The sequence below is a fragment of the Nocardia sp. CDC159 genome (genome assembly GCF_023740735.1).
Classification (GTDB): domain Bacteria; phylum Actinomycetota; class Actinomycetes; order Mycobacteriales; family Mycobacteriaceae; genus Nocardia; species Nocardia pulmonis.
In genome coordinates, this window is sequence record NZ_JAMRXH010000002.1 from 220,125 (window position 1) to 245,692 (window position 25,568).

Genomic DNA, 25,568 nt, shown 5'->3' on the forward strand with positions numbered 1-25,568 from the left:
GCAGCCTCCTCGCGCGAGGCGACAGCACCGGCGGCGACCTCGGAAGCCGTACCGACCTGCTCCGACAAAGCACCCCCCGGAGCACCGGAATCAGCTTCGACAGCCGCGCCCTCCGCGCCCAAGTCGACAGCGCCCACGTCCGTGACATCGACCTCCGCCGACCCCTCGGCAGCGGCCCGCCCCGTCGACACAGCTCCCGTGCCCCCAGCGGAACCAGCCTCGCCGGACACGGACTCCTCGCGCGAGGCGACAGTGCCCACAGTCGCGACTGGAGCAGTGTCCTCCGCCGAGACCTCAGAGGGCGTACCGACCCGCTCCGACGAAATATCATCCGCCGTAGGGGAATCAGACGCACCGGTCATGGCCTCGTCGCGCGCGTCGACAGCCTCGACATCCGCCGCGGAATCAGCGACCGCTCCCGAGACCCCGGGACTCGCGTCGGCCTGCCTCGTCGAGGCATTCTCCGCTCCAGCGGAAGCGGCCTCGCCACCCACAGACTCCCCGCGCGAATCGACAACGTCCGCGTCCGCGGCAGGAGCAGCGATCTCCATCGCGACATCGGAAGAAGTACCGGCCTGCTCCGATGAAACGTTCTCCGCCGTAGCGAAATCAGCTTCGGCAGTGGTGGCCTCCCCGGGCGAGTCGATGGCCGCGACAGGAGCAGCGGCTTCCACCGAGACCTCGGGAGCCGTATCCGCCTGCTCCGTCGAAACACCCCCCGCCGCGGCGGAAGCATTCTCGCCAGGCGCGCTCTCCGCACGCGAGGCGACAGTCTCCGCATCCGCGACGGGAGAGGCGACCTCCAGCGAGATCTCGGAGGCCGTATTGGTCGGCGTGGCCGAAGTCGCCGCGGTGTCGGCGGTCGAATCGGTCTCGATCGCAGACGAATCGGCTTCGGCGACCGGTGGCGTTTGCGCGGATCGCGCCGCGGCCGGTTCGGGTCGCTCGTCCGGCACGTCCGTGGCGGGCTCGGCTTCGGGGGCCTCCTCCACACGGCGGAGGTCCTCGGCCGGGATCACTTCGATGGCCGCGTCGTCGTACGCCTCGTACAGCGGCGAACCGCCGCCGGTGGGCAGGACCGTGTCGGAGTGGGCGCCGCAGCCGTATTCGACGTGGACGACGTGGCCGTCGGCGCCCATGGCGTTGGCACAGACGCCGAAGGCGGCGCGCAGCGAACCGGCCAGGGGGACGAAGAAGCCGCAGACGCCGCAGGTGGCGGGGGCGGAGCGGGCCATATCGGTATCGGGGCCGTATTCGGCGTACCAGCGTTCGGCGGCCTCGGCGCGACCCTCGCGGCTGAGCACCTGGGGGCGACCCAGGCCGATCTCCTCGGCCACCTCGTCGACGACCGGGTCGCCGGTGACGAGATAGCCGGGCACCAGCCGCGGGTCGTCGGCGGGCGGGGCCAGCAGGTCGCCGGGGGCCAGATCGCCGGGGCGGACCCGCTGATCCCACGGCACGAAATCGGGTGCGACCAGGGCATCGGGCCCGGGCAGCAGGGCGGATTCGCTGACCGTCGCGTACTCGGCCTCCGGCGGGGCCGCCACCACCACGGCCCACTGCCAGCCGCGATAGCCGGGCAGGGTGGCCTCGAAGTGATGACTGGCCGCGCATTCGTCCTCGGCGGTGACCCCCAGATGTTCGCCCACACCGGTCGGCTGCAGCTCGAGGAGCGCACGGCGAGCCATGTCGACCGCCTCCGCAAGGATCGGTCGCACACCGGACTCCGAAACAGGAACTGCGCTCACGTCCTACATTTTGCCGTATGGAGCGCAAACGTCGTGCGTGGGCTGCGGCAGGCCTGATCTTGCTGGCGGCGGTCGTTTCCGCGACCGCGTCGGGCTGCGGGGAATCCGAGGACACCCCGCGCTGGCGCGTCGAGGTGATCGCCACCCGGCCGCACGACCGAACGGCCTTCACCGAGGGCCTCGAGATCGACGGCACGACCCTCTACGAGAGCACCGGCCTGATCGGAAAATCCGGCCTGCGCGCCACCGACCTGACCACCGGCGAGCAGCGGGCCCGCACCGAACTGCCCGGTCAGCTCTTCGGCGAGGGCATCACCAAGGCGGGCGACACCATCTGGCAGATCACCTGGAAGGACGGGCTCGCCATCGCACGCGACCCGCGCACCTTCGCCGAACGCGGCCGGGCCCGCTACGACGGCGAGGGCTGGGGCCTGTGCACCCGGCGCGACCGCATCGTGATGAGCGACGGCAGCGCCACCCTGACCTTCCGTGATCCGCTCACCTTCGCCGCCACCGGCTCGATCCGGCTCACCGCTCACCACGACGCCCGCCTCAACGAACTCGACTGTGCCGCAGATGGTTCGATCTACGCCAACGCCTGGCCCACCGATCACATCCTGCGCATCGACCCGGACAGCGGCGCGGTCCTGGCCGATATCGACGCGAGCGGCCTGCTCACCCCGGCCGAGCGCGCCAACGCCAACGAACTGAACGGCATCGCGCAACTCCCCGGCACCGACCGCTTCCTGATCACGGGCAAGAACTGGCCCACAATGTTCGAGGTGCGCTTCGTACGGGCATAACTGCACTACGCGAGGATCACATCGGTACCTGCGCCCCCGTCCCCGACACCCTGCGAGAGAATCGAGACCGTGACTGCCTCCCGTGAGCCCTCCGGAACCGATCCTGGTCGGTGGGACGGCGAGGATCAGCCGCTCGCCGCGCGGCACCCCGGCTACGACCGCTACCCGCCGCCGAACACCCCCGCGCAGCGCCCGCTGCCCCCGCTGCCGCGCCGTGGCCCCGATCCGGACGTACCGGAGTTCGTGACCCGGCGGCTGACGAACGGGGAGCTGCCCAGCGCGCTGCCACCGCAGCAACCACCACCCCAGCAACCATCACCACCGCCGCCACCCCAACCCGCCCCGGCGGAAACGACCGTCCCCCAACGCGTCCCACGCAAACTCACGGTTACCCGCGTGATGGTGATGCGCAGCCGCGAGCTGACCGAGAAGGGCATCCAGACCTTCCAGCGCGCCGCCCGGGCCGACGGCGCCGGTGAATCCGGGCTCACCGCCCTGGTCTACGCGACCATGGCCAACTTCGCCCTGGACGCGGCCATCGCGGTCTCCCTGGCCAACACCCTGTTCTTCGCCAGCGCCACCGCCGAATCCAAGTCCAAGGTGGCGCTGTACCTGCTGATCACGATCGCACCCTTCGCGGTGATCGCCCCGCTCATCGGCCCCCTGCTGGACCGGCTGCAGCGCGGGCGCAGGCTGGCGCTGGCCGGATCGTTCGCGGTGCGCGCGGTGGTGGCGATCGTGCTGATCTTCAGCTTCGACAGCTGGGCGCTGTATCCGCTCGCGCTGTGCATGATGATTCTCAGCAAATCGTTCTCGGTGCTGAAGAGCGCGGTGACGCCCAGAGTGCTGCCGCCGGGTATCGATCTGGTGCGGACCAATTCCCGGCTCACGGTCTTCGGCCTGGTCGGCGGAACGCTGGGGGCGGGCGCGGTCGCGGCCCTGGTCGCCGCGGTCGCCGGATCCGTGGGCGCGCTGGTGTTCGCCGCGCTGATCGCCTGCGCCGGAACGTATCTGAGCCTGAAGATTCCGTCCTGGGTGGAGGTCACCGAGGGCGAGGTGCCCGCCACGCTGGGCTATCACGCCGGTCACGCGCGCACCGAGGTGCTCGACGGCACGACCGGGGTCAAACCCGGTAAACGCCGCCAGCCGCTGGGCCGTTCGGTGGTGACCGGGCTGTGGGGCAACAGCGCGATCCGCGTGCTGACCGGATTCCTGACCTTCTACGTGGCCTTCGTCGCCAAATCCACCGAGCACCGTCCAGTCCACCAGGCCGCGATGCTCGGCGTGGTCGGCGCGGCCGCGGCCGTCGGCAACTTCGTGGGCAATGCCACCGGCGCACGGCTCAAATTGGGCCGCCCGGCGTTGATCGTGGTCGGCTGCACCGCCGCCTGCACGGCGATCTCGTTGTTCGCCACATTCGCCGACAGTCTGCTGGGCGCGGCCGCGGCCACCCTGGTGGCGGCTGGCGCCAGTGCGCTGGCCAAGGTGTCGCTGGACGCGTCGATCCAGGACGACCTGCCGCCGGAGTCCATCGCCTCCGGATTCGGCCGCTCGGAGACGGTGCTGCAGCTGTCCTGGGTGGTCGGCGGCGCGGGCGGGGTGCTGCTGCCGACCGTGTACTGGGAAGGTTTCGCGGTGGTCACCGCCGTGTTGGCGCTGGGATTGCTGCAGACCGTGGTGAGCTACCGTGGACATTCGCTGCTGCCCGGTTTGGGCGGCAATCGACCCCAGCATGCGAAGCAGGAAGTCCCCGGCACCCGCCCCGATCCGGGTGTCGGCGATCCGACCAGACAAGCGACAGGAAACCAGCCTCAGTGAAGCCGAAAACCCGTACCGCCCTCGCGCTGTCCGTGGCGGCGGTGCTCGTGGTGATCGTCGCCGTCGCCGCCGTGGTGGCCGTGGCCGTCCGGAACGCGCACCGGCCCGATCCGACGATCACCGCCTACGCGCACGGCAAATCCGTCACCGTGCCGCCGTATCGGTTCTGCACGGTGACGCAGTCGGAGGTCAGCGGTCAGCTCGGCTTGGACTGCCGCGAAAGCCAGGTCACGGTCGAGCTGGCGACGCCGCCGGGTTATCCCGTACAGCTGTCGCTGCCGCGGCACATCGCCGATGCGCCCTGGGTGATGAAGATGGAGTACATCCGGCCCGACGGCTCGTCCGCCCAGCAGGTGGCGACCTACAGCGACTATCCCGAGGGAACCCTTGCCCTGACGGTGGATTCGCGTCCGGAGCCCGATCTGCGGCTGGTCGGCCTGGTCGTGCAGTTGCTCGTACCGGTCCGCGACGAGGCCGGGAACGAGGACCTCGCGCCCTATCAGGAGTGGTCGATCAAGACCGCCTGAGACGGATACGAATCGGCCCCGGTGAGATGTGCTCGCCAGGGCCGGATTTCGTCAGTGGTCCAGCTCGCGGGCCACGCCGCGGACGACCTCCGCGATGCGCTGGGCGGTCTTGCGGTCGGGATACTTGCCCTTGCGCAGATCCGGCTGCACCTTGGCCTCGAGCAGATTGATCATGTCCTCGATCAGGCCGTGCAGATCGTCGGGCGACTTGCGCGGCTGGGCGGCGGGAACCTCCTTGCGGCCCTGGCCACCACGCACCGTCGGTAGTGGTTCGAGCAGCTTGAGGCTGAGCGCCTGCGGACCGCGACGGCCCGCGGCCATCCCGAATTCCACTCGTTGCCCCGGCTTCAGCGCCTCGACACCCTTGGGCAACGCGGACGACCGAACATAGACGTCCTCGCCCTCATCCTGGGAAAGGAAGCCGAAGCCCTTTTCGACGTCGTACCACTTCACCTTGCCGGTCGGCACTGCGCTCACCCGTTCGTCATCGATGCCCGGACCACCCGGGCACAACCATGGCCCCGGAACGCGCCCGAGACCTACCTGTCCGCGAAAAGAACGCGCCCCACAGGTATGCAGGACGCGGTGCTTTCGAGTCTACCCCGGTGCCGAACCCCCGAGCACACCAGTTTTACGGTGCAGTAATGCCCGATTCCGCGTCGAAACCCGCTCCCCGCCGCTCCGGTCACCCGCTGCTGTCCGCGGCGCTGGGTCTGTTCGCGATCGGCCTGCTGGCGATCGTCGCCATCTTCGTGATTCCACTCGTGAGCGACTCCCGGCCGGGGCTGTGGCTGTATCTGGTGGCGATGGCCGCCACCCCGCTGGGCCTGCTGCTCGCCATCGTTTTCGCGCTCTGGTCCGGTCGGCGAGCGCGGTAGACAACAACTATTTGCCCTGTTCGTTATCCGGCCAGTCATGTGATCTTCGTCACATAACGAAGCGATAACGAGCCGGTCACGGTCCGCGATCTAGGCAGACACGCCGCGACAACCTGCGCAGACAGGCCTGCGGAAGGTGTTGTGCCGGATCGTGACCCGCGCATACACGCCGGTTACCAAATGGTGATTTTTCGCGGCGATCGTCGTACGGTCTTAGCCAGCCGGGAGCAGTCCCGGAACCACCGGCCCGCCGCACCGAGCCTCGCTCCGCGGGTACGGACCCCGACGGAAGCAGGAGCGAGGGCGGGGAACCCACCATCCCGCAGGGAGCCGGGAGCGGTCGCCAGACCGATCCCTTGGGGTGAAGTCCCGGGTAACCGGGACCGGACGGCCTCTCAGTCCGAACCCGACAGCTCACCTCGTAGGTGCGTACGAGAGGAAGACACCCGATATGAGTGGACGCCATCGCAAGCCGACCAGTACCGGCCGCACCGTAGCCAAGGTCGCCGTCTCCACGGCGATCATGGGTGGAGCGGGTGTGGCTCTCGCCGGACAAGCCGCCGCGGCTCCCGACTCCGATTGGGACAAGCTCGCCCAGTGCGAGTCCGGCGGTAACTGGGCCATCAACACGGGCAACGGCTACCAGGGCGGAGTGCAGTTCTCCCCGAGCACCTGGGCCGCCCACGGCGGAACCGAATACGCCCCCTCGGCCAACCAGGCCACCCGTGAGCAGCAGATCACCGTCGCCGAGCGCGTGCTCGCAACCCAGGGCTGGGGCGCATGGCCGTCCTGTTCCTCGCGTCTGGGCCTGCACAGCGCGCCCACCGAGCGCAACGCTCCGGCGAGCTCCCCCCAGACCCAGTCCCAGAACCAGAACCAGCGCTGGACCCCGCAGGCGCAGAACGACGCCGCGCCGCAGCCGCAGGTGCAGGCCGACAGCACCCAGGAAGTGTTCCAGGCCGTGGACAAGGCCGTCGCCGCCGCGCAGGCGCAGGGCCTCGCCGTGCCGAAGGAGGCGCTGGACGCCTACAACGCCTTCAAGGCCAGTGGCACCAAGCTGGATCCGTCGATCGTCAACTTCTACGAGGCGAACAAGGGCATGCTGCCCAACTAGGTTCTCCGCTCATCGAAGTACATACGCGAGAAGGCCCCCACTCCGAGGAAGAGGTGGGGGCCTTCTGCTGTGTATCGCGTCAGCGGTTGATGACCGTGTGCGGGTGCACATACGGCACCTCGTCCGCCGGCACCGGAAACTCGGTGTCCTCGCCGTAGGGCGACAAGCCACCGGAACGGGTCGACGAAAGCTCGGTGACCGCGTGGTCGCCGTTCGGCAACTGCGGCCAGCCGTTGTCGACGTAAGGTTTCTTCGATTTGTTCACCACGGCCTCATTCTGGCATGGCGGCAACCCCGTGGCGCGATAGGTTCGCCACAGCTCGGCGGGCCGCGAAGCACGGCCGTAGGCTGGATGGGATGACCACGACCGACGAACCCACCGCCGGTCCCGGTTCGGCCGAAACCGCGCTGGCCGACTGGCTGACCACCCGCACCGACGACGATCTGGTGACGCTGCTGCAACTGCGTCCGGATCTGGCCGTCCCGCTGCCGGGATCGATGGCCGTGCTGGCCGCCCGGGCCGAACAGCGGGCGTCGGTGCTGCGTGCCACCGACGAGTTGGACACCCTTGATTTCGCGATCGTGGAGACCCTGGCCGTACACGGCGCGAGCTTCCCGGGCCGCCGGGCCATACCGCTGCCGCGCACCCGCCTGCACGAATTGCTCGCCGACCGAGTGCCCGCCGCCGCCGTCGACGCGGCGGTGGCGCGGCTGGCCGAGCGCGCGCTGATCTGGGGCGAGGACGAGCTGTTCCTCGCCGCGGCGGCCAAGGACGCGCTGCCGTGGCCGCTGGGCAGCACCACGGAGCTTCCGGATGCGTTGACCGAACCGGAGATCCGCGCGGCGCTGGCCGAAATCGGTTCGGCGGAACGGGCGCTGCTGGACAAGCTGGCCACCACCGGACCGCGCGGGCGCACCCGCGATGCCGCGCCCGGCACCGCGCCGGACCGTCCGATCCAGCGGCTGCTGGCGCGGCGGCTGCTGAATTGGGTCGACGAGGAAACCGTCGAGCTACCGCCCTCGGTCGGCCAGGTGCTGCGCCGCGAACCGGTGACTGATCCGCACGCCCTGACTCCGCCGCGTCCGAAACCGCGCAAGCACACCGCCGCCGACGTCGACGCGGCCGCCGCGGGCGAGGTGGGCGAGTTGCTGCGCCACTGCGGCGACATTCTGGAGGTGCTCGGCCAGGCCCCCGCGCCCGCATTGCGCTCGGGCGGGCTGGGCGTGCGCGAGTTGCGGCGCGTGGCCAAGGCGACCGGTATCGACGAGGCCCGCCTGGGTCTGCTCGTCGAGGTGCTGGCCGCGGCCCACCTGCTGGACAAGGGAATTCCCGAGCCGCCGCCGGATTCGGAAGCCGCCGACGACTTCTGGGCGCCCACCGGAACCGCCGACGGCTGGCTGGACGGACCGGCCGCGCGCCGCTGGGTCGTGCTGGCGCTGGCGTGGCTGGAGCTCGACCGGTTCCCGTGGATGATCGGGCTGCGCGACGCCAATGACAAACCGTTGGCCGCGCTCTCGCTGGAGCTGCGCACGCTGCACGCCGCCCGTGACCGCCGCGCGATGCTGGAGCTGCTGGCCGAATATCCGGCCGGGTCGACCATCGAACCGGCCGATATCGCGCGCGTGCTGGCCTGGCGGCAGCCGCGCTGGCGCAGGCATTTCCGGGTCGAGGCGGTCGAGCAGACGCTGGCCGAGGCGGCCGCCCTCGGCATCCTCGGGCGCGGCGCGCTCACCGCGGCGGGCCGGGCGCTGCTGCACGAGGCCCCGGGTGACGCCGAGGCCGCGATGGAGAAGGCGCTGCCGGAGCCGGTGGCTCACGTGCTGGTGCAGGCGGATCTGACCGTGATCGCCCCCGGCCCGCTCGTGCCCGAGCTACAGAGCCGGGTGGCGCTGGTGGCCGATGTGGAATCCGCGGGCGCCGCCACGGTGTACCGGATCGGCGAGGCCTCGGTGCGGCGAGCGCTGGATGCCGGGCTGACGGCCGCGGAGCTGCATCAGCTCTTCGCGGCGCATTCGCGCACCCCCGTGCCGCAGTCGCTCACCTATCTCATCGACGATGTGGCGCGCAGACACGGTCGGCTGCGCGCGGGCATGGCGCAGTCGTTCGTGCGCAGCGAGGATCCCGCGCTGCTGGCCGAGGTCCTGGCGGCCCCCGTCGCCGATCGCCTGGCCCTGCGGGCGGTCGCCCCCACCGTGGCCATTTCCCAGGCCCCGCTCGGCGAGGTGCTCGACCAGCTGCGCGCCGCGGGCTTCACCCCCGCGGGCGAGGACTCCTCCGGCGCCATCGTCGACCTGCGCCCCCGCGGCGCCCGAATCCCGCTGCGCACCAACACCCGCCAGGCCTGGCGCCCCACCCCACCCAGCACCGAACAGCTACAACTCCTGGTAGCCGAACTACGCGCCGGAGAAAAGGCCGCCCAATCCCGCCCCGCCCAATCCGTCCGCTCCGACGGCACCCGCACCGGCACCGCCGCCACCCTGGCCCTCCTCCAACTCGCCGCCCGAGTCCGCCGCCCGGTCCACATCGGCTACGTGGACGCCCAGGGCACAGCCACCCAACGCATAGTCGAGCCCCTGAAGGTCGCGGGCGGTCAACTGGACGCCCTGGACCCCGTGACCGGGGCCGTCCGCCACTTCACCCTGCACCGCATCGCCTCGGTCGCCCTGGTCGACCAGTAATTCGGCCCCCCGCTCGGCCCGCTGGGCGGACCGAGCGGGGGAAACAAGTGTGGGCGGGCGGGGGCGGTGTTCAGAATTGCCGCAGGCTCCACAGCGCCCACATCGAGTAGTTGAGGATGCTGGGGAGGAGGTTGTTGAGCAACTGCAGACCGATGTTCACAATCAATGCCTTTCGCAAAGCTGGACGAGCGCCCAGGCGTAGTTCGTGATCTCTGTCGTCGGCGTCGGAGGGATCGTTACGCTTTGCCGTATGACGCTCGAGGAGGTCACCCGAGAGCTCTACGGGCTCGATCCCGGTGAGTTCGTACGGGCACGAGATGCGCAGGTCAAGGCGGCGCGGACGGCCGGGGACAGGGAGCTGGCGGCCGCGATCGGGAAACTTCGCCGCCCGACCGTGGCGGCGTGGGCGGTGAACCTGCTGGCCCGTGCGGCGGGCGAGGAGGTGGGCGCGCTGCTGAATCTCGGTGCGGCCCTGCGGGATGCCCAGCGCAGACTGTCCGGCGACGAGCTCCGCACCCTCACCAGCCAGCGACAGCAGGTGGTGAATGCCCTGTCGCACAAGGCCGGTCAGCTCGCCGAGACGCACGGTCGCCCACTGGGCGAGGCCGTCCTCCGCGAGATAGGCCAGACGCTGCACGCCGCCCTCGCGGATTCCGATGTGGCGGAACAGGTTCGAAACGGCACCCTGACCACCCCCGCCAACTACGAGGGCTTCGGACCATCCGGCCCCACCCTCACCGCGGCCCCGGAACCCCCACCCAGCCCACCCCAACCACCCGCCGACCGCGACGCCGCCGCCCGTCAGGAACTCGACGACGCCCTGGCAGCCCTCGAATCGGCCCGCGAGGCAACCGATTCCGCCCGCGCCGAACTGGAGCACCGCACCACCGAACTGTCCGAGCTGGACGCCCGCATCGCCGCCCTGCGCACGGACCTGGAGCAGGCCGAGGATCGCCGACGCTTCGCCGCATCGGCCGAACGCGCCGCCCAGGAGGCCGTGCACAAGGCCGAACGCCAACTCGACCGGGTCGAACGCTGGGTGGACAAGGCCCGATCGCGTCTCCCCGACGACGAATGACGTTCAGCCGCCGAGGGATCCGGGATACAGATACTCCGGCCCCGGAGCGGTGTCGTGGTCGAGCCAGGCCGCGAAGAATCCCGCCAGATCCACCCCGGTCCGCGACTGCACGAACTGCCGGAACTCCGGCATGGACGCATTCCCGTACGCGTGCGACTGCACGAAATCCCGGGTGGCGGAAAAGAACACCTCGTCCCCGATCAGCCGCCGCAGGGCGTGCAGAAACAGCGGCCCGCGGTAGTACACCGCGGTGAATTCCCTTCCCGCCCCTGGATTCTGGAGCGGAATCTCCCAGAACCTCGCATCCGCCAACCGCTCGGCCACGGTCTTGCGATACCGCGCATCCACATCGACCCCCTCCTTGCGCTCCGGCCACAGATAGTCGGCCGTATAGCTGGCGAAGCATTCGTTCAGGCAGATGTCCGACCACTGCTTCACCGACATCGAATCGCCCCACCACTGATGCGCGTTCTCGTGCACGACCGTGGCCAGATCGGTCCACGGCGCGTAGATCGGCCGCGTCTGGGTCTCCAGCGAGAAGTTCAGCTCGGTGTCGACGTAGATCCCGCCGCCGCTCTCGAATGGATATGGGCCGTAGACGGATTCGATGAAGTCCAGCACCTCGGGCAGGCGCTGCTCCAACTCCCGCGCCCGAGTCGCACCCGGGGCGAAGGCACTGATCAACGGCGTGCCGTTGGCGCGGCTGGAATCCAGGAATTCGAAGCGATCGATGGCGACGGTGGTCAGATAGCCCAGCGTCGGATGCCGCGACACCCACTCGACCGTGCGATTGGGCCCGTCGACGTCGTCGCGCGTGCGCAGCCCGTTCGACACCACCTCCCACTCCTGCGGAACCGTCACGCGCAGCGCGAACGTGGCCTTGTCCGAGGGGGTGTCGTTGAGCGGGTACCAGGTGGCCGCCGAATGCGGCTCCCCCGCGGCGAACGCTCCGCCGCTGGGCGAGAACGTCCACCCGCCGTCCTCGTGCGCCACCGCCTCCCCGCCGTACTCGACCGTCACCGTGAACGGCAGTCCCGGCAGCAGCGGTAGCGTCGGCGTCACGCTCACCTTGTGCTCGCCGTGCCGCACGAAACCGGCGGGCAGGTTGTTCACCAGCACCCTCCGCACCTGCGGACCCTCGAAGTCCAGGTCGAACATCCGCAGCGCCTGCGTCGCGGTCGCGTTCAGCCGCGCGGTGCCGGTGAGCTGGTGGCTGGGCGGGTCGTAGGAGATCGCGATGTCGTAGTGATCGACCTGGTAGCCGCCGTTGCCGTCCTCCGGGTAGTACGGATCGCCGAGCCCGGAGGCCCCGACGAATGGATCGGCGGGCGGTTGTGCCTGCGCCGAGGTGGCGAAGACACTCGCGGCCAGCACCAGCGCGGCCGACCACCGCACCCCGTTGCGCGTTCTCATTCGACGAGCCACCCCTTCCCACGGCATGTGATCAGGAGCCGAGCCTAACCCGGGCAAATCACCCGGCGTCGCATCATCCGCTCGTGCCGGACACCGCCACGCTCGCACCTACGCCGATGATCATCAATCCGCCCGCACCGCCGACTGCCTCGAGCCGCTTGGGCGAGCGCGCGAACCAGTCCCGCGCGGTCCCGGCCGCCAGCCCCCACGCACTGTCGGACACCAGCGCGATGGCGAGGAAGATCAGCCCCAGGATCAGCAGCTGCAGCGGCACCAGACCACGGTCCCGATCCACGAATTGTGGCAGCACCGCGGAGAAGAACACGATCGACTTCGGATTGGAGATGCCGACGATGAAGCTCTGCCGGAAAATCCGCCGATGCGGCGCGTGGCCGACCTTGGTGTCGAGCGCGGCGCGCAGCGACCGTCGCTCCCGGATCGCCTGCACGCCGAGGTGGACGAGGTACAGCGCGCCAGCGAATTTGATGATGGTCAGCGCGAGCGCCGAGGCCGCGACGATCATGCCGAGTCCGGCGGCCACGAAGATCAGCGTCACCAGGACCCCGAGGGCATGGCCGAGCACCGAGATCAACGCCGCGCGGCGGCCGTCGGTGAGGGCCCGGCCGATGGTGAACAGCACGCCGGGGCCCGGAATCACGATGATGACCAGCGAGGCCACCAGAAACGCCAAGAAATGAGTGGCGGAGATCACCAACTCAGCCTACGGACCGGCGCAACCGGATTTCAGCCCCGCAATTCCTCGGGCAACTGCTGCGGATCCAGCAGCAGATGTTTCGAATCCACCCGCTGCACCTTCGTGGCCAGAGTCAGATTGTCGGCCAGCAACTTCCACTCCACCTCGCTGATGGCCGTGCAGGCCCGCTCGATGACCGCGACGTCGCGCGTGCCCCAGGCGATCGGCATGGCACTGACGACCTGGCGCAGATCCGCGACCGAGCGGGGCACTCGGTCGGCGCGCACCGTCACCGCGGGCACCTGCTCCCCCGGCCCGGTGCCGTGCCCGGGCAGCGCGCGCACCACGCGCGTGATCAGGGCGTAGCGCGGATCGGCCTCGGGCTTGGCCAGATTCACCAGTGCCAACAGCGTCACCCCCTTGGGATGTTTGCCCGACACCACCGCCGGAACCAGTTCCCCCTCGGCATAGAGCTTCTCGATGCGCGAGCGATGGGGCGTCCACACCGCCACGAAGACGGCGATGATCGTGCCCAGGGCGAAGGCGACCGCGAGCAGGAACGAGTACGGATGGCCCAGCCAGATGAGCCAGGCCGTGCCCAGCCCCAGGACGAGGGCCGCCGAGAGCGCGAGCACGCGCATCCGGCGGATATCGTGGACGACTTCGTTCACCGCCCGGGCATGCTCGCGGTCGACCGCGAATTCGAAGCGTCGCACGTCCTCATTCCTAACACGTTCGCGGAGGTCGCCCCTCCAGCTACCCGATCGCCGGTCCCAGCAGGTCGTCCGCATCGGTGATGCGATAGGCGTACCCCTGTTCGGCGAGGAAACGCTGCCGGTGCGCCGCGTATTCGGCGTCCAGGGTGTCACGGGCGACCACGGAATAGAAGTGCGCCTGGCCCCCATCGTGTTTGGGGCGCAGCAGCCGCCCGAGCCGCTGCGCCTCCTCCTGGCGCGACCCGAAGGTGCCCGAAACCTGGACGGCCACCGAGGCTTCCGGAAGGTCGATGGAGAAGTTGGCGACCTTGCTCACCACCAGGACCGGGATCTCGCCCCGGCGGAACGCGTCGAACAGCGCCTCGCGCTCCTTGGTGCGGGTGGAACCCTGGATCACCGGGGCGTTCAGATGTTCGCCGAGTTCGTCGAGCTGATCCAGATACGCGCCGATCACCAGGCATTGCGAATCGGAGTGGCGCCGCAGGATCGAGTCCACCACCGGCAGTTTGGTGCGCGCGGTCGAGCACAGCTTGTAGCGCTCGTCCGGCTCGGCGGTGGCGTAGGTCATTCGCTCGGCATCGGTGAGGGTGACCCGCACCTCCACACATTCGGCGGGCGCGATCCAGCCCTGCGCCTCGATATCCTTCCAGGGCGCGTCGTAGCGCTTGGGCCCGATCAGGGAGAACACATCGCCCTCGCGGCCGTCCTCGCGCACCAGCGTCGCGGTCAGGCCCAGCCGGCGGCGCGACTGCAGATCGGCCGTCATCCGGAAGACCGGCGCGGGCAGCAGATGCACCTCGTCGTAGATGACCAGGCCCCAGTCACGGCTGTCGAACAGCTCGAGATGTTTGTACTCGCCCTTGGTCTTGCGCGTGATCACCTGATAGGTGGCGATGGTGACCGGGCGGATCTCCTTGCGCTCACCGGAGTATTCGCCGATCTCGTCCTCGGTCAGCGAGGTGCGCGCCAGCAGCTCGCGCCGCCACTGCCGACCGGCCACGGTATTGGTGACCAGGATCAGCGTGGTCGCCTTGGCCTTGGCCATGGCCGCCGCCCCGACCATCGTCTTGCCCGCGCCGCACGGCAGCACCACCACCCCGGACCCGCCCGCCCAGAACGAGTCGGCGGCCATCTCCTGATAGTCGCGCAGCTGCCAGTGGTTGGTGCCGAAGTCCAGCTCGATCGGATGCGCCTCGCCGTCGACGTATCCGGCCAGGTCCTCGGCGGGCCACCCGATCTTGAGCAGCATCTGCTTGATCCGCCCGCGCTCGGACGGATGCACCGCCACCGTGTCGTCGTCGATGCGCGACCCGAGCATGGGCTGGATCTTCTTGTGCCGCAGCACCTCCTCCAGCACCGCCCGATCCAGGCTGACCAGCACCAGCCCGTGCGCCGGATGTTTGACCAGTTGCAACCGCCCGTACCGCGCCATCGTGTCGACGATGTCCACCAGCAACGGCTGCGGCACCGCGTACCGCGAATAGTTGACCAGCGCGTCGACCACCTGCTCGGCGTCGTGCCCCGCCGCCCGCGCATTCCACAGCGCCAGTGGGGTCACCCGGTAGGTGTGCACATGCTCGGGCGCCCGTTCCAGCTCGGCGAACGGCGCGATGGCCTGCCGGGCGGCATCCGCCTGCTCGTGGTCGACCTCGAGCAGCAGCGTCTTGTCACTCTGGACGATGAGCGGTCCGTCCGTCACGGCACCTCCTCGGGTTAGCGGGCCGTGGTCCATTGTTCCCGATGGGTCCGACAGGGCTCACGTGAGCTGCGGTGACGTGCGCTACCCGCAGGTCGTGCGGCGATCGGCGTCAGATGCCCGGCGGCCAGCCCGGCGCCGGGCCCGCGGGGTCGTCGGCCAGCCGCGCGGCGATCCAGGAGTCTCGGCGCACCCCGCGCTGGTCGCCGCCCAGGCGCAGCAGGCCCTCGTAGCGGAAGCCCACGCGGCGGGCGACCGCGGCGGAGGCATGGTTGCCGACGAAGGCGCGCCATTCGATGCGGGTCAGGGACAGGTGTTCGGGGGCGAAGCCGAAGTCGCAGACCAGGGCGGCGGCGCGGGTCATCAGGCCCTTGCCCCGGCCGCGGGAGGCGAGCCAGAAGCCGATCTCCGCGGCGGCGACGTCGCCGAGGTCGCGGCGCATCAGGCCGATCATGCCGACCAGCGGGGCGTCGGCCGATTCGCGGATGGCCCAGGTGGGGGCGCCGCCGTACCAGCCGGGGGCGACGACATCGGCCAGGAACTTCTCCGCGTGCTCGCGCTCGTAGGGGACGGGGATGGTCGTCCACTCGCCGATCGAGGGTTCGCGGCAGCAGTCGACGATGGTGTCGATCTCGGCCTCGGCCGGGCGCGACAGCCACACCGTGCCGTCGGTCAATACACAGTCCGCCATGGCGTGATGCTGCCACGAGAAGGTCTGGCGGCCCAGCGAATTTCGACCGTCCGTAAACTCACCGCAATGGTTGCCGCTCTGCTCGCCGATCTCTTCGAATCCCACCGGGCGCACCTGCTCGCGGTGGCCTATCGGCTGACCGGCAGCGTGACCGACGCCGAGGACGCGGTACAGGAGAGCTGGCTACGGCTGGCGACCGCCCGCCAGTACGAGATCGAGGATATGCGGGCCTGGCTCACCACCGTGGTGAGCCGAATCTGCCTGGACCAGCTGCGCAGTGCGGCCCATCGCCGGGAACGCTATGTGGGCCAGTGGCTTCCGGAGTTCGTGGTGACCGCGGCCACCCCCTCCAGCACGCCCGATCCGCTCGAAACCGTGGTGCGCAGACAGGATCTCCGGCTCGCCGCGCTGGTCGTGCTCGATACTTTGACCCCGCCGCAGCGCGTGGCCTTCGTCCTGCACGACGGCTACGCCGTCGCCTTCGACGAGATCGCCGACATCCTCGAGGTCTCCCCCGAGGCGGCGCGGCAGTTGGCCTCCCGGGCGCGAAAGGCCCTGGCACACACGCCGGCAGCGGTCCCGGACGCCGAACACGCGGCCGCGGTGCGCCGCCTGCTGGCGGCGATGGCCGCCGGTGATCTCGCGGCGGTGGTCGCGGCACTGCATCCGGACGCGCGGTTCGTCTCCGATGCCGACGGGACCACCCGCACCGCGCTGAATGTCGTCGCCGGGGCCGAGAAGATCGCCCGCTTCGTCGTCGGCCTGCTGCGCAAGTACGACCTGCGCCTGTCCGAGGACGGGAATGTCGAATTCGAATTCGTCAGCGTCAATGGGCAACTCGGGCTGCTGCTGCACGAGCGGGCGCCGCAGGACGGCGTGCCGGGCTCGCCGCCGCGGGTGCTGGCGTTCACGGTGCGGGATGGATCGGTGTGGGCGGCTTATGAACTCGCGAACCCCGCCAAACTACGGCGGGGTCTGCGGGTTCCGCACTGACGGGGTCTGCGGGTGCCGACCTGACGGGGTCTGCGGGTTCCGCACCGACGCGGTCTGCGGATCCCCACCGACACCTACCCGCCGATCTTCCCCGACATGTCGTACTCCTGATACAGCTGTGCCGCGTTCTCCTTGGTCACCCGGGTGGTCGGCAGGATCTGCGTCTTCTCGTACGGCTGCTTGCGCAGGATCTTCACCAGCGTGTCCACCGCCTGTTCGGCACAGGTCGGATAGACGAAGGTGGTCAGCAGCTGCCCGTTCTGCACCGCGCGGATGCCGCCGGTCGGGATGGCCAACCCGTCGATGCCGATGATCGGGATCGCCCCGGCCTTACCCGCGCCCTGGATGGCCAGCTGCGCGCCGAGGGCCATATCGTCGTTGTGCGCGTAGACCAGATCGATCTTGTCACCCCGGGCCAGCCACTGCTGCATGATCGCGGTGGCATTGGTCTTGAGCCACTTGGCCTCCTGCTGGGCGGTGATCGAGATATTGCGGCCCGCAATGGCATCCCGGAAGCCCTTGGCCCGATCGATCTGCGGCTGGTCGGACAGAATGCCCTGCAGTTCGACCACATTGCCACCGTTCGGCAGCGCCTCTACGGCCGCCTCCCCGGCCAGCTTGCCGATCAGGTAGTTGTCGCCGCCGATGAACGCCGAATAGCAGTCGGTGTGCACGCTGCGATCGAGCACGATCACCGGAATGTTGGCGGCGCAGGCCTGCTCCACCGCGGCGGCCAGCGGCGCGGGCTCGTTGGGCGAGACGATCAGCGCATCCACCTTCTGCTGCACGAAGTTCTGTACCTGGCTCACCTGGACCGCGCTGTCCTGATGCGCGTCGGTGATGGGCAGCAGCTTCAGGTCGGGATGCTGTTTGACGAAATACTGCAGCTGCAGATTCAGTTGCGCGCGATAGGGTTCGGCGTTGTTGGACTGCGAATAGCCCACGACGAACTGCTTACCGTCGCCCGAGGGGCTCGGCGGGTTGGCGGCGCAGGCCGACGCCAGCGCGGCGGCAGCACAGACGGCCAGGACCGAAATACGGTGTAACAGACTCATTCTCGACTCCTGAACGAGATCCGACGGAAGAGATCGGGTCGCTGCAACACCACGGCGACCACGACGATCAGGCCCTTGATGATCAGCTGCGCATTGGCGCTGACCCCGTTGAGCCCCAGCACGTTGTCCAGCAGCGTCAGAATCAGCGCCCCGACGAACGTGCCGGTGATGGTGCCCTTACCACCCGCCAGGCTCGCACCGCCGATGACCGCGGCCGCGATGGCGTCGAGCTCGTAACCGGTTCCGGCCAGCGGATCGGCCGAGGCGCGGTAGGCGGCGTCGATCGGCCCGGCGAATCCGGCCAGCATTCCCGACAGGGTGAACACCGAGACCACGACCAGCGTGACATTGACACCGGAAAGCCTTGCGGCCGTGGGGTTCCCGCCGACAGCGTAGATATGGCGGCCGAACCGGGTCTTGGTCAGCACCAGTTGGAAGACGACGCAGACCAGCACGAACGCCAGGACCGGATAGGCGATTCCGGCCCGCCCGAAGAAGGGCAGCCAGGTGCCCTCGAACAGGGTGTGTCCGGGCGTGCCCAGCTGGGCGAATTCCGCGGCCCGCTCGGTCGGCTGCCCATTCTCGTCGACCACGGCCGTGCCGACCGCGACATTGCCCGAGATCTGCCGGTCCAGCCCGCGCACGATCGAGAGCATGGCCAGCGTCATGACGAACGACTGCACCCGCAGCACGGTCGTGCCCAGCCCGTTGCACAGTCCGAAGAACGCGCCGACCAACGCCGAACAGGGCACGATCAGCCACGGGCTCAGATCGTGGTCGACCAGGAGCAGGGCCGAGGTCAACGCTCCGATACCCATGATCGACCCCACCGACAGGTCGATGCCCGCGGTCAGGATCACCAGCGTCACCCCGACCGCGAGGATGCCGCGCGCGGAGAAGGCCGCGATGGCGTTGGTGAGATTGGTCTGGTTCCAGAAGTACTGGCCCTTGCTGATGATGCCGAAGGCGATCACCAGCAGCAGGCCGATATAGCCCTGTGCCGCACCGAGATACGGCCGCAGCCGGACGATCCCGGCCCACAGGCGCGCGGCGGGGGAGGCGGGATCGGTCATGAGCGGTCCCCATCGCGCGCCAGGGCGGGCCGCGCCATCGCCGCGGTGAGAATGCGCTCCTGATCGAACGGCTCGCCGCGGGCGGGATCGCGATGGAATTCGCCGGTGATCCGCCCCTCACAGAGCACGAGGATGCGGTCGCACATGCCGATCAGTTCGGGCAGTTCCGAGGACACCGCCACGATCGCCGCTCCGCCGCGCGCCAGCTGATCCATCAGCGCGTGCACCTCGGCCTTGGCGCCCACGTCGATACCGCGGGTGGGCTCGTCCATGAGCAGCACCGACGGCCGGGTGAGCAGACATTTGGCCAGCACGACCTTCTGCTGATTGCCGCCGGACAGCGTCCCCACCACGCTGTTCGGCGAGGCCGTCTTGACCCGCAGTTCGCCCAGCTGCCGGGAAACCTCGGCCCGCTCGCGCCGCGCGTCGACCGTGCGCCACGGCCGCAGGAATCGACCCAGCGCGGCCAGCGAGGCGTTGAACCGCACCGTATTCGCCAGCACCAGGCTCTGCGCCTTGCGATCCTCCGCGACCAGGGCGAGGCCGTGGGCGATCGCGTGCCGTGGGCCGCGCGGGTGGTAGCGCCGCCCGTTCAGCACGATCCGCCCTCCCGCCACGGGCACCGCCCCGTACAGCGCCTCGAGCACCTCGCTGCGGCCCGCGCCCATCAACCCGGCCAGGCCCACGATCTCCCCCGCCGCCACCTGGAACGAAATATCCCGCAGGGCAACGGCTTCACCGCCGTCCGCAGACCGCGTCGACAGGTCCTCGACCCGCAACCGCACCGGCTCACCCGAATGTTGTTCGGCGCGACGGGGAAACAGCTCACCCAGCGAGCGGCCGACCATCAGCTGGATCAGCTCCGCGCGCTCGGTGGTCGCCATCACCCGGTGCCCCACGTGCACGCCGTCGCGCAGCACGGTCACCGAATCGGCGATCTGCGCCAGCTCCTCGATGCGGTGCGAAATGTAGATCACCCCTACATCCCGCGCGGTCAGCCCGCGGATCACCGTGAACAGCCGCTGCGCCTCGGATTCGGTGAGCGCCGAGGTCGGTTCGTCCATCACCAGCACCGCGAGCCGATGATTGAGGGCCTTGGCGACCTCGATGAGCTGCTGTTCGGCCAGGCGGCACTGCCACACCGGCCGCCGGGGCGGCAGCCGCAGCCCCACCCGGGCCAGCAGCTCCCGGGCGCGCGCGTCCATGGCGGCGCGATCCAAAGTGCCACGCAGGGTGCGCAATTCCTGCCCCAGGAACAGGTTGTCCGCGATCGACAGCTGCGGCACCAGATTCAGCTCCTGGTGGATCATGGCGACACCGTGCCGTGCGGCATCGCGGGGTGAGCGCGGATGCACCGCGACACCGTCGATTTCGATGCTGCCAGCGTCGGGTGCGAACACGCCGGCGAGGATGTTCATCAGCGTGGACTTGCCCGCGCCGTTCTCGCCCAGCAGCGCCAGCACCTCACCGCGGCGCAGCGTCAGATCGACCCCGCGCAGGGCCCGCACGCCCGGAAAGGACTTGGTGATACCACTCATCGTGAGCAGCACCGGGCGCTGGTCGCGGTCGATCATGGGAAACCTCAGGCGGCGTCGCCGAATCCGTCGTAGTCGATGTCCAGCAGCTCGCACAGCGCCCGCAGCTCGGCCACATATTCACCGGGAATGGCGTGGATGTGGTTGGCCCCGAAGCGATTCAGGAACTCCGTGGCGTCCACGTGCAGCCGCGCGAAGGCGTGCGGCCACTCGAAGGTCGACATGCGCATCATGGCGTCGTTGGTCGCCGCGTCGTAGTTCTCGAATTCCCCGCGCATCGCCTGTAGCCGGTAGCGGCCGTCGAGGCGGGTGAGCCGGGCCAGGGTGAACGATCCGGGGGCGGCCAGATGATGGACCGAGGCTCCACCGGCGGGGAAGAAGAACACCTCCGGATAGAAGTGCGTGCGCGCGAGGTTCTCCAGCGGATCGTCCGACCGGGCGGCGAACCAGGTGGCGTGCTGACCGGAATTGCACAGATCCCACACGTCGCGATCGGCGTGGTAGTGCCGGACGTCGGCGAACAGCACCGGCGTCCCGGACAGCCCCTTGAGCAGCTGCATGGTCAGCGCGGCGTCCATGTCCGACTCCGTGGCGGTGACGTGGGTGGGCTTGGGACCCTCCCAGTCGTAGGGGTCGTTGAGGAATGCCTCGGCGATGTCCATGGTGGCGAAGTGGGTGGTCAGCTCCGGCTGGCCCTTGATCCCGGAGAAGTCCAGCCGCCATTCGTCGATCAGCTCGCGCACGGCGTAGTAGGAGCGGATCTGGCGCTCGAACAGTTCCGGAGTCAGGGCCTTACCGTCGTAGTGCACGCCCGCGGCGTTCTTCTCCAGCCACATCCGCGCCTGGCTCACCCGCCCGGCATCCACGGATTCGCTGCGCCGCACGATCTCCCACTGGTCGATCTCCTCGACATCGATGCCGAAGGTGCGCATCCACTGGTCGGTGTCGGCAACGGCGGTGTACATGCCCATGGGGCGCCCGCCGATGCGGCCGAAGGTGGCGCCGCGCAACGTCTGTGCCGCAGCGGCGGCCCGCACCCGGACCAGCACTCGCTCCCGGGTGACCGGATCGTCGATATCGCCCCACGCCCTGGTGTGGCGGCGGCCGATCTGATCCAGCGCACCACCGGCGGCGAGCATGCCGACCATCCCCGGCTGCACCGGATCGAGGCCGCCGAACAGCAGCAGCGGACCCGGAGTCGCCTCCGCCGCAAGCATTGTGAAATGTGGGAAGGCCCAGACGGCGTAGTGGAAGATGGTCAGGTCCACGCGCTGATCGGCCAGGCGGCGGGCCGCGGCGGTGGCCCCCGCATTGGTCCAGACGATATCCCCGACGATCACCTCGTGACCGGCCGCGCGCAGGGCGGCGGCCAGCGATTCCGCTCCGGCACTGATGAATTCGGTGATATCGCGGTGGACGAAGTCGCGTCCGTCGGACATGGACAGCAGCCCGATGCGAGCCATCCGGCACCTCCCGCGCTCGCGAGAAATCGATTTCCGATAGCAAGGTTCGCACAGTGCCGCCGGTCACAGTGGGGCTTTCGGGCGACTCGCGAGGTTTCGGTGAGAATATGGGGAATCGTTTTCTCGAGGAACCAACCGAAGGCGGTGGTACATGGCGGTGACCATCCGCGATGTCGCGGCACTGGCGGGGGTATCGCCCGCCACGGTGTCCAGGGTGCTGAACGGCGATGCCCGGGTCGCCCTCGAACTGCGCGAGCGGGTGCGCGAGGCCGTCGCCAAGCTCGGGTACCGACCCAACAGCGCGGCCCGGTCGCTGCGCACCCGGGCCACCAAGGTGCTCGGGTTGATCATCGCCGACATCCAGAATCCGTTCTTCACCGCCCTGGCTCGCGGGGTCGAGGACGCGGCCAACGAGCGCGACTACTCGGTGGTGCTGGCCAACTCGGACGAGAGCCTGAACAAGGAGCAGCGTTATCTGGAGGTGGCCGCGGCCGAGCGGATGGCCGGGGTGGTGCTCGCCCCGTCCTCGACCAGCGCCAGTCGCATCGACACCCTGACCGATCGCGGAATTCCGGTGGTGGCCATCGACCGGCGGCTGCGCTGGGCCGACGTCGACAGCGTGACGGTCAACAATCAGAAGGCCGCCAAGGAGGCGGTCGACCATCTCATCGCCGCGGGCGCGCGCCGCATCGCCATGATCACCGGCCCGTCGGACGCCTCGACCGCCACCAGCCGCCTGGCCGGTTATCGGGCCGCGCTGCGCGAGGCCGGGCTGACCCCGGATCCGGCGCTGGAGGTCCGCGGCGACTACCGCGTGGAGAGCGGGCGCGCGGCGGCGCAGGCCCTGCTCGACCTGCCGCACCGCCCAGACGGGCTGTTCGTGGCCAACAATCTCATGATGGTCGGCACCCTGGACGCGCTGGCCCGGGCCGGGGTCCGCTTCCCTGACGATCTGCTGCTGGCCGGATTCGACGAGATGAGCTGGGCCGGGTTCGCACCCCCTATCACCCTGGTGGAACAGCCCAGCTACGAGATCGGCCGCCGGGCGGCCGAACTGCTGCTGCGCCGCATCGCGGGCGAGGATTTCCCGCCCCAGCGCATCGTGCTGCCCGCTCGGTTGCGCATCCGCTCCAGCACCGATCACACCGCCGTCGCCTGAGCCGACTACGTTGTGACCATGGAGCAGATCCCGACCGTCGCGCGCCTCCGTCCGTTCGCCTCGACGATCTTCGCCGAGATGACCGAGCTCGCCATTCGCCACGGCGCGGTCAACCTGGGGCAGGGATTCCCGGATACCGACGGCCCGGCCGGAATGCTGTCGGTGGCGCGCCAGGCCATCGCCGACGGGTTCAATCAGTATCCGCCCGGACGCGGGGTGCCGACGCTGCGGCGGGCCATCGCGACCGACCGCATGCGCCGCTACGGCACGCAGTACGACCCGGACAGTCAGGTGCTGGTGACCGTCGGGGCCACCGAGGCGCTGGCCGCGGCCGTGTTGGGCCTGGTCGAGCCGGGTCAGGAGGTGGTGCTGATCGAGCCGTACTACGACTCCTACGCCGCCGCCGTGGCGCTGGCGGGGGCCGCCCGGCGCACCGCGCGTCTGGTACCCGACGGGGACGGGTTCGCCCTCGACCTGGACAGCCTGCGCGCCGCGATCGGTCCGAAAACCCGTCTGCTGCTGCTCAATTCGCCGCACAACCCGACCGGCACAGTACTCGGACGCGCGGATCTGACGGCCATCGCCGAGCTCGCGCGCGAGCACGATCTGATCGTGGTCGCCGACGAGGTCTACGAACATCTCACCTTCGACGGCCACGAGCACATCAGCATTTCCACGCTGCCCGGCATGTTCGAGCGCACCGTCGTGATCTCCAGTGCGGCAAAGACGTTCAGCGTCACCGGCTGGAAGATCGGCTGGGCCTGCGGTCCCGCGCCGCTGATCGACGGGGTGCTCGCGGCCAAGCAGTTTCTCACCTTCGTGGGCGGCGGGCCGTTCCAGCCCGCGGTCGCGCACGCGCTGGAACACGAGCAGGAGTGGGTGGCCGCGCTGCGGGACAGCCTGTCAGACAAGCGGATTCGGCTGTCCAAGGCGCTGGCCGATGCCGGATTCGAGGTGAAACGCAGCGACGGAACGTATTTCGTCACCGCCGACATCTCCGGCCTCAGCGCCGCCGACGCCCTCATCTTCTGCCGCGAACTACCCGAACGCCTGGGCGTGGCGGCCGTGCCGATCAGCGTGTTCGCCGACGACAAGGCCGCCTGGAATCGCCTGGTGCGCTTCGCCTTCTGCAAACAAGACCAGACCCTCGACGAGGCCGTCCGACGCCTGCACGCCGCTCACTGACGGCGCTTCGCCACCGCCTCGGCGAGGCGATCGAGCTGGGCGGCGGTGGTCTCCCAGTCGAGGCAGGCATCGGTGATGGACTGGCCGTAGGTCAGCTCCTCGGCGCGGCCGAGGGTGAGGTCCTGGCGGCCGGCCACCAGGAAGCTCTCCATCATCACCCCGACCACGCCGGGCTCGCCCGCGACCAGGCGCTCGGCGATATCGGCCACGACGTCGGCCTGCCTGTTGTGGTCCTTGTTGCTGTTGCCGTGGCTGGCATCGATGACCACGCGCTGCGGCAGCGACGCCTTCTCCAGCAGCATGTGGGCCTCGGCGACCGAGGCCGCGTCGTAGTTGGGCCCGTTGCTGCCGCCCCGCAGGATGACGTGGCCGTCCGGATTGCCGGTGGTGCGGATCAGCGCCGAGCGGCCGTCCAGATCGGTACCGGGGAAGACGTGGCTGGCCGCGGCCGCGCGCACGCCGTCGACGGCCACCTGCACATCGCCGTCGGTGCCGTTCTTGATGCCGACCGGCATGGACAGCGCGCTCGACAGCTGCCGATGCACCTGGCTGGCCGCGGTCCGCGCGCCGATCGCACCGTAGGAGACCAGATCCGCGATGTACTGCGGGGTGATCGGATCGAGGAACTCACACGCCACCGGCAGCCCGAGCGCGGTGATCTCGACCAGCAGCCGCCGGCCCAGCCGCAGGCCGGTGTTGACGTCGAAGGATCCGTCCAGATGCGGATCGTTGATCAGGCCCTTCCACCCGAGCGTGGTGCGCGGCTTCTCGAAGTACACCCGCATCACCACATGCAGCCGGTCCGACACCTCGGCGGCCTTGGCGGCCAACCGGCGGGCGTAATCGATCGCGGCGTCCGGATCGTGTACCGAGCACGGTCCGACGATGACCATCAGCCGGTCGTCGGCGCCGTCGAGCACATCGACGGTGGCTCGGCGCCCGGCGCGCACGATGTCGGCGAGCTTGTCATCGATCGGGTAGGCCCGGCGCACATCGGCGGGCGAGAGCAGCGGGGAGATGCTAAGCGTCCGCTGATCGTCCAGATCCGCGAGATTGGCCTCGATATCGGCTGCGGTTGTCATCGTGGGTTCCTTTTCTCAGGCCGACCCACGGGGAGTGGAATCCAATGAGCCGGTCTGTGTCATCCGGCTCAGGGTGGAGGAAGGTCAGCGCGGCTCGCCGACCGGCCCACCCAGGGCCGGCTCGGTAAACCAGAAATACGCGCGCTGCACGATGGCGACTGTACCAGG

Annotated in this window: 22 protein-coding genes, 1 pseudogene and 1 riboswitch; of the genes and pseudogenes, 10 read left to right on the forward strand and 13 right to left on the reverse strand. The window is 69.5% G+C overall.

The features are described 5' to 3' along the window. Positions 1 to 869 precede the first annotated feature (869 nt). A pseudogene (locus tag NDR87_RS04735) lies at positions 870 to 1,688 on the reverse strand (DUF3027 domain-containing protein); the annotation flags it as partial. Positions 1,689 to 1,765: 77 nt separating this feature from the next. Here NDR87_RS04735 and NDR87_RS04740 point away from each other — a divergent pair. The 3 genes from NDR87_RS04740 to NDR87_RS04750 all read left to right on the forward strand — a co-directional run bounded on the left by NDR87_RS04740 (position 1,766) and on the right by NDR87_RS04750 (position 4,896). Further along, positions 1,766 to 2,551 (forward strand): glutaminyl-peptide cyclotransferase, encoded by a 786-nt coding sequence (locus tag NDR87_RS04740; RefSeq protein ID WP_251910018.1) that lies wholly within the window; start codon positions 1,766 to 1,768, stop codon positions 2,549 to 2,551. Positions 2,552 to 2,620: 69 nt separating this feature from the next. Continuing rightward, positions 2,621 to 4,369, forward strand: coding sequence for an MFS transporter (locus NDR87_RS04745; protein ID WP_251910017.1), 1,749 nt, complete (start codon positions 2,621 to 2,623; stop codon positions 4,367 to 4,369). Next, on the forward strand, positions 4,366 to 4,896 hold the full coding sequence (locus NDR87_RS04750; RefSeq protein WP_251910016.1) for a DUF2771 family protein: 531 nt from the start codon (positions 4,366 to 4,368) through the stop codon (positions 4,894 to 4,896). The genes NDR87_RS04745 and NDR87_RS04750 overlap by 4 nt, the downstream gene beginning before the upstream one ends. 51 nt (positions 4,897 to 4,947) lie before the next feature. Here NDR87_RS04750 and NDR87_RS04755 read toward each other — a convergent pair whose 3' ends face one another. Beyond that, entirely contained in the window at positions 4,948 to 5,364 is a 417-nt protein-coding gene (locus tag NDR87_RS04755) for a cold-shock protein (protein ID WP_251910218.1), read from the reverse strand. A gap of 176 nt (positions 5,365 to 5,540) precedes the next feature. On the opposite strand from NDR87_RS04755, the gene NDR87_RS04760 reads away from it, so the two are divergent. After that, the gene (locus tag NDR87_RS04760) at positions 5,541 to 5,774 is read left to right on the forward strand and encodes a hypothetical protein (RefSeq protein WP_251910015.1); all 234 of its coding nucleotides are present in this window, start codon (positions 5,541 to 5,543) and stop codon (positions 5,772 to 5,774) included. A gap of 274 nt (positions 5,775 to 6,048) precedes the next feature. Beyond that, a riboswitch (cyclic di-AMP (ydaO/yuaA leader) is annotated at positions 6,049 to 6,217 on the forward strand. A gap of 8 nt (positions 6,218 to 6,225) precedes the next feature. Continuing rightward, entirely contained in the window at positions 6,226 to 6,888 is a 663-nt protein-coding gene (locus NDR87_RS04765) for a resuscitation-promoting factor Rpf1 domain-containing protein (RefSeq protein WP_251910014.1), read from the forward strand. A gap of 79 nt (positions 6,889 to 6,967) precedes the next feature. On the opposite strand, the gene NDR87_RS04770 is transcribed toward NDR87_RS04765, so the two are convergent. Then, on the reverse strand, positions 6,968 to 7,156 hold the full coding sequence (locus NDR87_RS04770; RefSeq protein WP_251910013.1) for a hypothetical protein: 189 nt from the start codon (positions 7,154 to 7,156) through the stop codon (positions 6,968 to 6,970). A gap of 89 nt (positions 7,157 to 7,245) precedes the next feature. Here NDR87_RS04770 and NDR87_RS04775 point away from each other — a divergent pair, with 89 nt between their 5' ends. Beyond that, positions 7,246 to 9,567 carry a DUF3253 domain-containing protein gene (locus tag NDR87_RS04775; protein ID WP_251910012.1) on the forward strand — a complete coding sequence of 774 codons (2,322 nt, stop codon included), beginning with the start codon at positions 7,246 to 7,248 and terminating at the stop codon, positions 9,565 to 9,567. A gap of 250 nt (positions 9,568 to 9,817) precedes the next feature. Continuing rightward, the gene (locus tag NDR87_RS04780) at positions 9,818 to 10,645 is read left to right on the forward strand and encodes a hypothetical protein (RefSeq protein WP_251910011.1); all 828 of its coding nucleotides are present in this window, start codon (positions 9,818 to 9,820) and stop codon (positions 10,643 to 10,645) included. Between the two features lie 3 nt (positions 10,646 to 10,648). On the opposite strand, the gene NDR87_RS04785 is transcribed toward NDR87_RS04780, so the two are convergent. The 5 genes from NDR87_RS04785 to NDR87_RS04805 all read right to left on the reverse strand — a co-directional run bounded on the left by NDR87_RS04785 (position 10,649) and on the right by NDR87_RS04805 (position 15,855). After that, on the reverse strand, positions 10,649 to 12,058 hold the full coding sequence (locus NDR87_RS04785; RefSeq protein WP_251910010.1) for a M1 family metallopeptidase: 1,410 nt from the start codon (positions 12,056 to 12,058) through the stop codon (positions 10,649 to 10,651). Between the two features lie 73 nt (positions 12,059 to 12,131). Next, entirely contained in the window at positions 12,132 to 12,770 is a 639-nt protein-coding gene (locus NDR87_RS04790; RefSeq protein WP_251910009.1) for a LysE family translocator, read from the reverse strand. 32 nt (positions 12,771 to 12,802) lie between these two features. Beyond that, positions 12,803 to 13,468 carry a DUF3239 domain-containing protein gene (locus NDR87_RS04795; RefSeq protein ID WP_251910008.1) on the reverse strand — a complete coding sequence of 222 codons (666 nt, stop codon included), beginning with the start codon at positions 13,466 to 13,468 and terminating at the stop codon, positions 12,803 to 12,805. A gap of 40 nt (positions 13,469 to 13,508) precedes the next feature. Next, positions 13,509 to 15,167 carry a DNA repair helicase XPB gene (locus NDR87_RS04800; protein WP_251910007.1) on the reverse strand — a complete coding sequence of 553 codons (1,659 nt, stop codon included), beginning with the start codon at positions 15,165 to 15,167 and terminating at the stop codon, positions 13,509 to 13,511. 109 nt (positions 15,168 to 15,276) lie between these two features. Then, positions 15,277 to 15,855, reverse strand: coding sequence for a GNAT family N-acetyltransferase (locus NDR87_RS04805; protein ID WP_251910006.1), 579 nt, complete (start codon positions 15,853 to 15,855; stop codon positions 15,277 to 15,279). A gap of 66 nt (positions 15,856 to 15,921) precedes the next feature. On the opposite strand from NDR87_RS04805, the gene sigJ reads away from it, so the two are divergent. After that, the gene (sigJ, locus tag NDR87_RS04810; protein WP_251910005.1) at positions 15,922 to 16,848 is read left to right on the forward strand and encodes an RNA polymerase sigma factor SigJ; all 927 of its coding nucleotides are present in this window, start codon (positions 15,922 to 15,924) and stop codon (positions 16,846 to 16,848) included. 74 nt (positions 16,849 to 16,922) lie between these two features. Here the strand turns inward: sigJ and NDR87_RS04815 are convergent, their stop codons facing one another. From NDR87_RS04815 to NDR87_RS04830, 4 genes are read right to left on the reverse strand one after another with little or no spacing between them, the layout of a single operon-like run. Next, the gene (locus NDR87_RS04815; protein WP_251910004.1) at positions 16,923 to 17,903 is read right to left on the reverse strand and encodes a substrate-binding domain-containing protein; all 981 of its coding nucleotides are present in this window, start codon (positions 17,901 to 17,903) and stop codon (positions 16,923 to 16,925) included. After that, positions 17,900 to 18,976, reverse strand: a complete 1,077-nt coding sequence (locus NDR87_RS04820; RefSeq protein WP_251910003.1) for an ABC transporter permease — start codon at positions 18,974 to 18,976, stop codon at positions 17,900 to 17,902. The genes NDR87_RS04815 and NDR87_RS04820 overlap by 4 nt, the downstream gene beginning before the upstream one ends. After that, a complete protein-coding gene (locus tag NDR87_RS04825; RefSeq protein WP_251910002.1) occupies positions 18,973 to 20,550 on the reverse strand; it encodes a sugar ABC transporter ATP-binding protein in 1,578 nt (525 codons plus the stop codon). Before NDR87_RS04825 ends, NDR87_RS04820 begins: the two co-directional genes overlap by 4 nt. 8 nt (positions 20,551 to 20,558) lie before the next feature. Beyond that, positions 20,559 to 21,974, reverse strand: coding sequence for an L-fucose/L-arabinose isomerase family protein (locus tag NDR87_RS04830; RefSeq protein WP_251910001.1), 1,416 nt, complete (start codon positions 21,972 to 21,974; stop codon positions 20,559 to 20,561). A 151-nt stretch (positions 21,975 to 22,125) separates the two neighbouring features. On the opposite strand from NDR87_RS04830, the gene NDR87_RS04835 reads away from it, so the two are divergent. Next, entirely contained in the window at positions 22,126 to 23,133 is a 1,008-nt protein-coding gene (locus tag NDR87_RS04835) for a LacI family DNA-binding transcriptional regulator (protein WP_251910000.1), read from the forward strand. Between the two features lie 18 nt (positions 23,134 to 23,151). After that, on the forward strand, positions 23,152 to 24,318 hold the full coding sequence (locus NDR87_RS04840; RefSeq protein WP_251909999.1) for a pyridoxal phosphate-dependent aminotransferase: 1,167 nt from the start codon (positions 23,152 to 23,154) through the stop codon (positions 24,316 to 24,318). Here NDR87_RS04840 and NDR87_RS04845 read toward each other — a convergent pair. Continuing rightward, positions 24,312 to 25,400 carry a 3-deoxy-7-phosphoheptulonate synthase gene (locus NDR87_RS04845; protein ID WP_251909998.1) on the reverse strand — a complete coding sequence of 363 codons (1,089 nt, stop codon included), beginning with the start codon at positions 25,398 to 25,400 and terminating at the stop codon, positions 24,312 to 24,314. The two genes, NDR87_RS04840 and NDR87_RS04845, sit on opposite strands and share 7 nt — an antisense overlap. Positions 25,401 to 25,568: the final 168 nt, after the last annotated feature.